This is a genomic window from Albidovulum inexpectatum, from assembly GCF_002927635.1.
Classification (GTDB): domain Bacteria; phylum Pseudomonadota; class Alphaproteobacteria; order Rhodobacterales; family Rhodobacteraceae; genus Albidovulum; species Albidovulum inexpectatum.
In genome coordinates, this window is record NZ_PRDS01000005.1 from 259,693 (window position 1) to 268,126 (window position 8,434).

Consider the following 8,434-nt stretch of genomic DNA (forward strand, 5'->3'; position numbering starts at 1 on the left):
CTTGTAGGCCCGGGCCGATCGCGCATCAAGCGCCGCGCGGCTTGGCGCGCAGCGTGGGTTCGGCCTGCGTCGGGTCTTCGGGCCAGGGATGCCTGGGATACCGCCCGCGCATGTCCTTGCGCACGTCCTGATACGAACTTTTCCAGAATCCGGGCAGATCCAGCGTGGTCTGAACCGGGCGCTGGGCCGGAGACAGCAGCGTGATCCGCAAGGGCAGCTGTCTTTGGCCGATCGTCGGATGTTCGCTTTGGCCGAACATCTCCTGCAGGCGGACCGAGATGGATGGATGGTCGCCTTCGTAATCGATGGGGATGCGCCGGCCAAGGGGCGTGGTGAAATGCGATGGCGCAAGCCGGTCAAGGAGCTGCGTATGCTGCCAATCCAGCGCGGCCTGAAGGGCCGGCGTGATGTCGAAACCGCGCAGATCGGCTTCGGTGCGAAGGCCGGCAAGAAACGGCAGCAGCCACTCTTCGGCGTTGCGCATCAGGCCTTCGTCCGAAAAGTCGGGCAGGTCCGCCCCTTCGGCGCGAAGCAGTTCGACCCGGGCGCGCAGACGTCGGGCCGCATCTGTCCATGGCAGGCCGATCTGGCGGATGCCATCCAGCGCGGCCCGGGCCAGCGCCTGGGGCGGGGCGTCGGGCCAGTTCCGATCCTCCAGAACCAGCGCTCCCAGGCGCTCTTGCCGGCGGGCAATCACGCGCCCTTCGCGCCGGGACCATTCGCAAGTTTCGATCCATTCGATCCGGTCGGCGAACAGGCGGCGCACACTGGATTCGGCAATTCCGATCCCCTGGCGGATTCGTGCTTCGCGCGGGTCGCCATCGAGGTCGGTTGCGACGATCAGTCGATGCGCCCCCAGAGGGTCGTCCGGGGCGGCGACCGCACCCTTGCCGCCCGAGAGCACATAACGCGGCATGTCGCCCTTGCGGCGCAATCCGATGCGGTCGGGATAGGCCAATGCGGCCATCTCGGCCAACGAAAATTCGGCGCCACCGTCCGGCACCATCCGTTCCAGCCGTCTTGCTTCGGCGCGGATACGTTCGATCACGCCCCGGTCGGCTGTCCAGGGGTGATCTCGCAAGAAGCCTTTCGGATTTCGGATTGCCGCTGCGCGCAAGCCAAGGTCCGCGGGTGCGCCGCGCAAGGGATCGCGATCGGACAGAAGGGCCGCAAGCAAAGCGCCTTGTCGCCCGGCGACCGCCAGCATGTGTCCCAGGCGTGGGTGCAGGGGCAGCGCGGCAAGTCTTCGCCCGTGTTCCGTGATGCGAAGCCTTTCATCCAGGGCACCAAGGGATCGAAGCAAGGCCCGCGCCTCGGCCAGAGCGGGGGCGGGGGGCGGTGTCAGGAACGCAAGGTCCGCCGCGTCCGAGCCCCAGAGCGCCAGCTCCAGCGCCAGCGCAACCAGATCGGTGGATTCGATTTCGGCCGGGGCGAAGGGGCGCAGGGCGCCTTCCTCTCCGCGGCTCCACAGCCGATAGCAGATGCCGGGCGCAACGCGTCCCGCGCGTCCGCGCCGCTGGTCGGCCTCGGCTCGACTGACCCGTTCCGTCACCAGCCGCGCCATGCCCGAGCCAGGGTCGAAGCGTGATCGCCTGGCCAGGCCTCCGTCCACGACCACGCGAATGTCCTCGATGGTCAGGGAGGTCTCGGCGATCGAGGTTGCAAGCACGACCTTTCGGCCGCTGCTGGCCGGTGTGATCGCGGCGCGCTGGGCCGCAAGGTCCATCGCCCCATACAGCATGTGCAGATGGCAGTCCTGCGGCAGGCGATCCTTGACCAGTGCGGCGGTCCGGCGGATCTCGCCCTCGCCTGGCAGGAAGGCCAGGATGCCGCCTTCGGTCTCCCGGGCGGCCTGTTCGATCAATGCCGCAAGGGCGTGTTCGAATCGTGTCGATCGATCAAGCGGTCGCGGCAGCCAGCGTGTTTCGACCGGAAAGGCGCGGCCCTGCGACGTCACGACGGGCGCGTCATCCAGAAGCGCGGCAACCGGCTGGGCATCCAGCGTTGCCGACATCACGACGATTTTCAGCTCGGGCCGCAGGGCACCACGGACCTCCCAGGTCAGGGCAAGCCCCAGATCGGCATGCAGCGAGCGTTCATGAAACTCGTCAAAAAGGATAGCTCCGATCCCGGGCAGGTCCGGATCGGACTGGATCATGCGCGTCAGGATACCTTCGGTGACGACTTCGATACGGGTCTGGGTCGAGACGCACGATTCGCCCCGGATGCGGTAGCCCACCGTTTCGCCGACCTTTTCGCCCAGCGTCTGGGCCATGCGTTCGGCGGCGGCGCGGGCGGCCAGACGGCGCGGCTCGAGGATGATGATTCGCCCTTCGACCAGACCGCATTCCATCAGGGCAAGCGGCACGCGTGTCGTCTTTCCCGCGCCGGGCGGGGCTTGCAGGACCGCGCGGCCATGCTGCGCAAGCGCCGTGGTCAGCGCCGGAAGGACGTCATCTATGGGCAGTCGGTCAGTCACGCGCGTCTTATCGCCGTTCCAGCCGTCCTTTTCCATAGATCGTGTCCATCGAAACCTCGACGACCTTCATGCGGCCATCCGGGCCGGGCTGCAGGCGCATGGTGAAGGGAAAGCGGGTCTTTTCGGCCATTTCCTTTTCGCTGAATCCGGCAAGCCGCCGGTATTCGCCGTTGCAACGCAGGCCGTTGCCGTCTGTGACTGGCGTCCCGATCCTGACCTGGCTGCGGCGCTTGCCATCGAAAAGCGTCAGCGACAGGTCGCAGGCCTCGGCGCGGGGCACGTCCCGAAGGGCTGCGAACAGGGCGGTCAAGGGGTCAACCGTGCCCCCCTGGGTGGCAGGGTCGATATCGCCACTGCGCGACTTGCGCGGCGGATCGTATTTCTTTAGCTGCGGCACCCCATTGACGTAGTCCATCACGGCGCGGGACTTCCGCTTGCCGGTATCGGCATCTTCCACGTACTGGCGCGGGACGAATCTGCCATCACGATATGTACCCTGCACGCGGGCATCATAGCGGACCTTGCGCACCAGGGCGACGAGCCCGCCGGATTTCAGGACGCCTGCCGCCGCATAGCTTTGCCCTTCGATCGCCCCCGAAACCGACAATGTGCCGGCATGTATTCCGCGCAGGGTCAGGTCGAACACGGCGGAAAAGGTCTCCTGCCCTGTGGCGGGGCCGCCCAGGGCCATGGCGATGGCAGCCACAAGGGCGCGCGTTCGGCCAGCGATTGCGGGTCGGGCGACGGGTCGGGCGCCGTTCATTGCGGGAAACATGTGCTGCTCGTCCTTGTTTTTCGTCGATGCTCTGGACACCGGCGGGGGGCAGCAGGCAAGAAATGCGCTGTAGCGTCAAATCAAAACGCCGTTGGTTCAGCGAAAGGCCGCCCATTGCGAAATATCGATGTGAAGGAACTGGCCGGCAAGGTCGCCGCGGGGGATCGTCGCGCACTTGCCCGGGCGATAACCCTGGTCGAATCGGGCCGGCCCGACCACCGGGCGCAGACGGCCGAGCTGATGGCGGCCCTGCCCAGGCCCGCACGCCCGGCCCTTCGGATCGGCCTGTCGGGAACGCCGGGGGTCGGCAAGTCCAGCTTTATCGAGGCGTTCGGTTTGATGCTGACCGAGCAGGGGCTGAGGGTGGCGGTTCTTGCGGTCGATCCGTCCTCGGCGCGTTCGGGTGGGTCCATACTGGGTGACAAGACGCGGATGGAACGTCTGTCGCGCGATCCGCGCGCCTTCATTCGGCCATCCCCCAGCCAGACCCATCTGGGCGGGGTGGCGCGGCGCACGCGCGAAGCCGCCACCTTGTGCGAGGCGGCGGGATTCGATGTCGTCCTGATCGAGACCGTGGGCGTCGGCCAGTCCGAAACCGTCGTGGCCCAGATGACGGATCTGTTCGTTCTGCTGATTGCGCCGGCGGGAGGAGACGAGCTGCAAGGCGTCAAGCGGGGCATCATGGAAATGGCCGACCTGATCCTTGTGAACAAGGCGGATGGGCCGCTGAAGGAAACGGCCATGCGTACCTGCGCGGACTATGCCGGCGCATTGCGGCTGTTGCGCAAGCGTCCGCAGGATCCCGAAGGTTATCCCAAGGCGATGTGCGTTTCCGCATTGGAAGGCTCGGGTCTGAAGGAGGCATGGGACGAAATGCAGTCCCTGGCCGAATGGCGGCGCAAGACCGGTCATTTCGACCGGATGCGGGCCGAACAGGCGCGCCACTGGTTCGAAGAAGAGGTCCGTCAGGGTCTTCTGGCCCGTCTGACCGAGGATCGTCACGCCCGTGTCCGCATGGAGGAGCTGGGGCGCGAGGTCGCCGCGGGCCGCGCCGTGCCGATCGACGCGGCCGCCCGAATGCTTGGCGAACTGGCGAGCATCCCCAAGGGGCACGGAGGGACAGAAGAATGAGAGTGGCGGCAGCTGCCTATCCGCTGGACTGGTTGAACGGCTGGCAAGACTACGAGACCAAGCTGGGCGATTGGGTGGCCCACGCGGCGGGGGACGGTGCCCAGCTTCTGGTCTTTCCCGAATATGCGGCGATGGAGCTGGCCTCGCTGGGGGGGGAGTGTGTTGCGGCGGATATCCGGGGGGCGCTGGAAGAGGCCGCACGTCACCGCGCGGCAGCGGACGAATTGCATGCGCGGCTGGCCGCTCGGCATGGCGTGCACATCCTGTGCGGGTCTGGGCCGGTTCTGGAAGTGGGTCGGATGGGCGATCGGCCGGTGAACCGGGCGACGCTGTTTTCGCCCGATGGACCCGTTGGCCATCAGGACAAGGCGATCATGACGCGGTGGGAACGCGATCCTTGGAACATGGCTTCGGGTTGCGGGCTGAACGTCTTTGATACCGAACTGGGCCGGATCGGCGTGCTGATCTGTTACGACAGCGAATTCCCCCTGTTGGGGCGCGCCCTTGCCGAGGCCGGGGCCGAGATCCTGCTGGTCCCCTCGGCCACCGAGACAATGGCGGGTTTTACCCGCGTGCGGGTCGGGGCCATGGCGCGCGCGTTGGAAAACCAGATGATCGCCGTGCATGCGCCGATCGTGGGGCAGGCGCCGTGGTGCTGCGGGATGGAGGAGAATACCGGGGCGGCCTCGATCTATGCGCCGCCCGATCGCGGATTTCCGTCCAGCGGCATCATCGCCGAAGGGCAAATGGGCAGGCCCGGCTGGGTGATGGCCGATATCTCGCTTGACGCCATCGAGGCCGTGCGCGCGGATGGCGGAGTGCTGAACCTTGCGCATTGGCCAGAGCAGCTTGCCCAGGTGTCGCAGGTGCGAATCATTGCCGCGAATCGAGATAAGTCTTGAAATCTTGGCCGTTCGAGCGCATCTAACCCGCGCCCGGAACGCGATTCCGGGCCCGTTCGAAGAAGGAGTGACCATGGCCAAGGAAGAAGGACTCGAATTTCCGGGCGTCGTGAAGGAACTCCTGCCGAACGCGACATTCCGGGTCGAGCTCGAAAACGGCCATGAGATTATCGCGACGATGGCAGGAAAGATGCGCAAGAACCGGATCCGCGTATTGGCGGGGGACCGCGTTCAGGTGACGATGACGCCCTATGACCTGACCAAGGGGCGGATCAATTACCGCTTCAAGTAAGGTGCGACCGCGCCTTGTACTCGGCTCGGCCAGCCCGAGGCGGCGCGAGCTTCTGGCCCAGTTGAACCTGGTGCCGGACGACATTCGTGCGCCCGATATCGATGAGACGCCGCACAAGGGTGAATTGCCGCGCCCCTATTGCATTCGCATGGCGCGGGAAAAGGTGCTGGCGGTACCCGGCACGCCGGACGAAGTCATCCTTTGTGCCGACACGACGGTTGCATTGGGGCGTCGCATTCTTGGCAAGCCCGCTGACGCGGCCGAGGCCGCCGAGTTCCTCATGCGTCTGTCGGGACGCAGGCATCGCGTCCTGACGGCGGTTGCCGTCCGGCGCGGCGATCGTATCTGGCAGCGTTGTGTCGAAAGCGTCGTCAAGGTGAAGCGTCTGTCGAACGAAGAACTCAACACCTATCTTGCCAGCGGCGAATGGCAGGGCAAGGCGGGTGGCTACGGCATACAGGGCCTGTTCGGCGCATTCATCCCCTGGCTTGGCGGATCCTTTACGGGAGTCGTGGGCCTGCCTCTGGCCGAAACGGCGAACCTGTTGCGGGCGGCCGGGCTGGTCATTCACGGAGAACAGTCATGAGGGGCAGGGTGGTCGTCCTTGGGCAATACCGCGGCCGCGAGGCCGCGGCTCTGATCGTCGATGGCCAGCTCGAGGATCTGTTGGTCGCACCGGGCGATGATGCCGGATTCCTGCCGGGTTCCATCCTTCGCGGTTCGATGGATCGACCCGTCAAGGGCATGGGGGGAGCATTCGTCCGGCTGCCGGATGGTCAGAAAGGATTCCTGCGAGAGACGCGCGGTCTTGCCCCGGGCAGGCCCGTGATTGTTCAGGTGTCGGGTCACGCCGAACCTGGCAAGGCGCTGCCGGTGACCACGCGCGTTCTGTTCAAGGGGCGGTTGGCAATCGTGACGCCCCTTGCGCCGGGACTGAATATCTCGCGCCGGATTCGCGCGGAGGACAGCCGCGCCCGGCTCGAGGCGATCGCCCAACAGGCCATGGCGGGATCGCCCTTTGGTCTTGTCATGCGATCGGCCGCCGAGCACGCGGATGACGATGAAATCGGTGAAGAAATCGCAGTTCTGCGCGATCTGGCCGAAAGGGTAATGGCCGATACCGATGGCGCGCCAGAGCTTCTGGTCGATGCCCCCGGCCCGGTCGAGCTTGCCGCGCGAGAATGGGCCGATCCGCTACCCGATGAAGTCGCCGAGGGCGCGGCCGCGTTTGCCGAGCATGGCGTGGAAGAAATGATCGACGCGCTGCTGCTCCCCACGGTTCCTTTGCCCGGAGGTGGCCATATGGCAATCGAGCCGACGCGGGCGATGGTGGCGGTGGACATCAATACGGGAACCGACATGACCCCGGCAGCCGCGCTGAAGGCAAATATTGCCGCGGCTCGCGACCTGCCCCGTCAGTTGCGGTTGCGCGGTCTGGGCGGCCAGATCGCTATCGATTTCGCGCCCATGCCCAAACGTGACCGCTCGGCGGTCGAACAACAGCTGCGCCGGTCATTCAAGGGCGATCCGACGGAAACGAATCTTGCCGGCTGGACGCCGCTGGGCAATTTCGAATTGGCGCGAAAGCGTGATCGTCTGCCTTTGGCGGAAGTTCTGAAGGGGAAAGCGTGATGAGCTGTCCGATCTGCAAGAACGAGACGGATCCGAAATATCGGCCATTCTGCTCGAAGCGTTGCGCTGATGTCGATCTGGCCCGCTGGCTGAACGGCTCCTATGTGATTCCGGCGGAAGAGGACGACCAGCCGGACGAGGATGAGATGCGTGATCCGCGTATTCCGCGCCACTGAAAGGAAAGTGCGAATTTTCCTGCAAAAGGCTCTGGACAGGCTCGCGCCTGTCGCCTAAACACAGCCCCGCCGGATGCAAGAGCATCCCCGGTGCCCAGATAGCTCAGTTGGTAGAGCAACGGATTGAAAATCCGTGTGTCGCTGGTTCGATTCCGGCTCTGGGCACCACCCGATATCCAACTTGCACAGATTGCTTCACTCCGTGCGCGCAGGTGAGTCCTGGCTGGTGCCGCGTTTGATGGCTCGGATTTGGTTGCAAACCCGAGCCGTCCAGGTCTCATTCGCAAAGATTCTTGTGACTTCCGTCGCAGAATGGCGGCGTCGAGGTCTGCTTGCAGCCGCAGAAGAACATGCGGCCATCGCTCTCAGCCGGCCACTTCAGAGGGGTGAAGTTCGTCCTCTTGTGGCTGCCGTCACAGAAAGGCTGATTCCCTGACAGTCCGCATGCGCACCAGAAATAGGTTTTGCCTTTCGAGACCTCGACCGGAATCGGAGCCTTTGTTGCGATCTCACCCTTGGCCATAGACATCTCCACAGTTGTTCCTGCCTGATATTGGTCATGTCGAGACAGCCGACAAGGCCACGCAGCGACCGTTGGGATCTAAGGGGGCTGTCCCTGTCTCCGAGTTATCCACAGGAAGTTGTGTGTTGGGTGTCATTTTTTCTTCATTTTGGGGTTGCGGAGTTTTTTTTGTGGGACTAGATAGCGGCTCACCGGACGGCGCGGGGCGCTGTTCTGGTGGTCCTGGGGGTCTGGCGATGGATTGCTGGTTCTTCGGGGTTTGATCGGAGGCATGATGGGCGGTTGCGCTGATAGGGTTTTGGCGCTTCCGGCTGGTTTTGTCTCTGCTGCTCTTTGACATTGCTGGAATACTGAAGAGATATGAGGGCGGTTTGGTCCGGATCGATGGATCGATCGCTGCATATCGGCTCACTAGGGGTTTCGGCCTCGATGATGTGAGTGTCAGCTTCACTGTTTGTCGGATCTGTCGATGAGACGAGATCCTGCAGACAGAGGCATTGCCTGGTGCCTTTTGGTGCTGGGTG

The 8,434-nt window shown here is 64.6% G+C and carries 9 protein-coding genes and 1 tRNA gene; 7 read left to right on the forward strand and 3 right to left on the reverse strand.

Annotated elements, in window-relative coordinates; all coding sequences use genetic code 11:
• Positions 1-25: 25 nt before the first annotated feature.
• Together hrpB and LV82_RS09905 are read right to left on the reverse strand one after the other, a co-directional pair.
• Complete coding sequence (gene hrpB / locus LV82_RS09900; protein WP_104071299.1) at positions 26-2,479, reverse strand: ATP-dependent helicase HrpB; 2,454 nt, start codon at positions 2,477-2,479, stop codon at positions 26-28.
• Between the two features lie 7 nt (positions 2,480-2,486).
• Entirely contained in the window at positions 2,487-3,254 is a 768-nt protein-coding gene (locus tag LV82_RS09905; protein WP_245873134.1) for a DUF3108 domain-containing protein, read from the reverse strand.
• 123 nt (positions 3,255-3,377) lie between these two features.
• On the opposite strand from LV82_RS09905, the gene meaB reads away from it, so the two are divergent.
• From meaB to LV82_RS09940, 7 genes are all read left to right on the forward strand, one after another.
• Positions 3,378-4,385: a methylmalonyl Co-A mutase-associated GTPase MeaB gene (meaB, locus tag LV82_RS09910; RefSeq protein WP_104071302.1), complete on the forward strand. Its 1,008-nt coding sequence runs from the start codon at positions 3,378-3,380 to the stop codon at positions 4,383-4,385.
• Positions 4,382-5,287 (forward strand): carbon-nitrogen hydrolase family protein, encoded by a 906-nt coding sequence (locus tag LV82_RS09915; RefSeq protein WP_104071219.1) that lies wholly within the window; start codon positions 4,382-4,384, stop codon positions 5,285-5,287. Before meaB ends, LV82_RS09915 begins: the two co-directional genes overlap by 4 nt.
• Positions 5,288-5,360: 73 nt before the next feature.
• Entirely contained in the window at positions 5,361-5,579 is a 219-nt protein-coding gene (gene infA, locus LV82_RS09920) for a translation initiation factor IF-1 (RefSeq protein ID WP_104071222.1), read from the forward strand.
• Position 5,580: 1 nt separating this feature from the next.
• Entirely contained in the window at positions 5,581-6,165 is a 585-nt protein-coding gene (locus LV82_RS09925; protein WP_104071223.1) for a Maf family protein, read from the forward strand.
• Positions 6,162-7,211 (forward strand): ribonuclease E/G, encoded by a 1,050-nt coding sequence (locus LV82_RS09930; RefSeq protein ID WP_104071224.1) that lies wholly within the window; start codon positions 6,162-6,164, stop codon positions 7,209-7,211. The genes LV82_RS09925 and LV82_RS09930 overlap by 4 nt, the downstream gene beginning before the upstream one ends.
• Positions 7,211-7,387, forward strand: coding sequence for a DNA gyrase inhibitor YacG (locus tag LV82_RS09935; protein ID WP_104071226.1), 177 nt, complete (start codon positions 7,211-7,213; stop codon positions 7,385-7,387). Before LV82_RS09930 ends, LV82_RS09935 begins: the two co-directional genes overlap by 1 nt.
• 92 nt (positions 7,388-7,479) lie before the next feature.
• Positions 7,480-7,555, forward strand: a tRNA-Phe gene (locus LV82_RS09940).
• 109 nt (positions 7,556-7,664) lie between these two features.
• On the opposite strand, the gene LV82_RS09945 is transcribed toward LV82_RS09940, so the two are convergent.
• Complete coding sequence (locus LV82_RS09945; RefSeq protein ID WP_104071228.1) at positions 7,665-7,910, reverse strand: CDGSH iron-sulfur domain-containing protein; 246 nt, start codon at positions 7,908-7,910, stop codon at positions 7,665-7,667.
• Positions 7,911-8,434 lie beyond the last annotated feature (524 nt).

Bases quoted from the DNA above. Each gene is read 5' to 3' on its own strand.
- LV82_RS09905 (WP_245873134.1), bottom strand. From the start codon at position 3,254: ATGTTTCCCGCAATGAACGGCGCCCGACCCGTCGCCCGACCCGCAATC.
- LV82_RS09915 (WP_104071219.1), top strand. From the start codon at position 4,382: ATGAGAGTGGCGGCAGCTGCCTATCCGCTGGACTGGTTGAACGGCTGG.
- infA (WP_104071222.1), top strand. From the start codon at position 5,361: ATGGCCAAGGAAGAAGGACTCGAATTTCCGGGCGTCGTGAAGGAACTC.
- LV82_RS09930 (WP_104071224.1), top strand. From the start codon at position 6,162: ATGAGGGGCAGGGTGGTCGTCCTTGGGCAATACCGCGGCCGCGAGGCC.
- LV82_RS09935 (WP_104071226.1), top strand. From the start codon at position 7,211: ATGAGCTGTCCGATCTGCAAGAACGAGACGGATCCGAAATATCGGCCA.
- LV82_RS09945 (WP_104071228.1), bottom strand. From the start codon at position 7,910: ATGGCCAAGGGTGAGATCGCAACAAAGGCTCCGATTCCGGTCGAGGTC.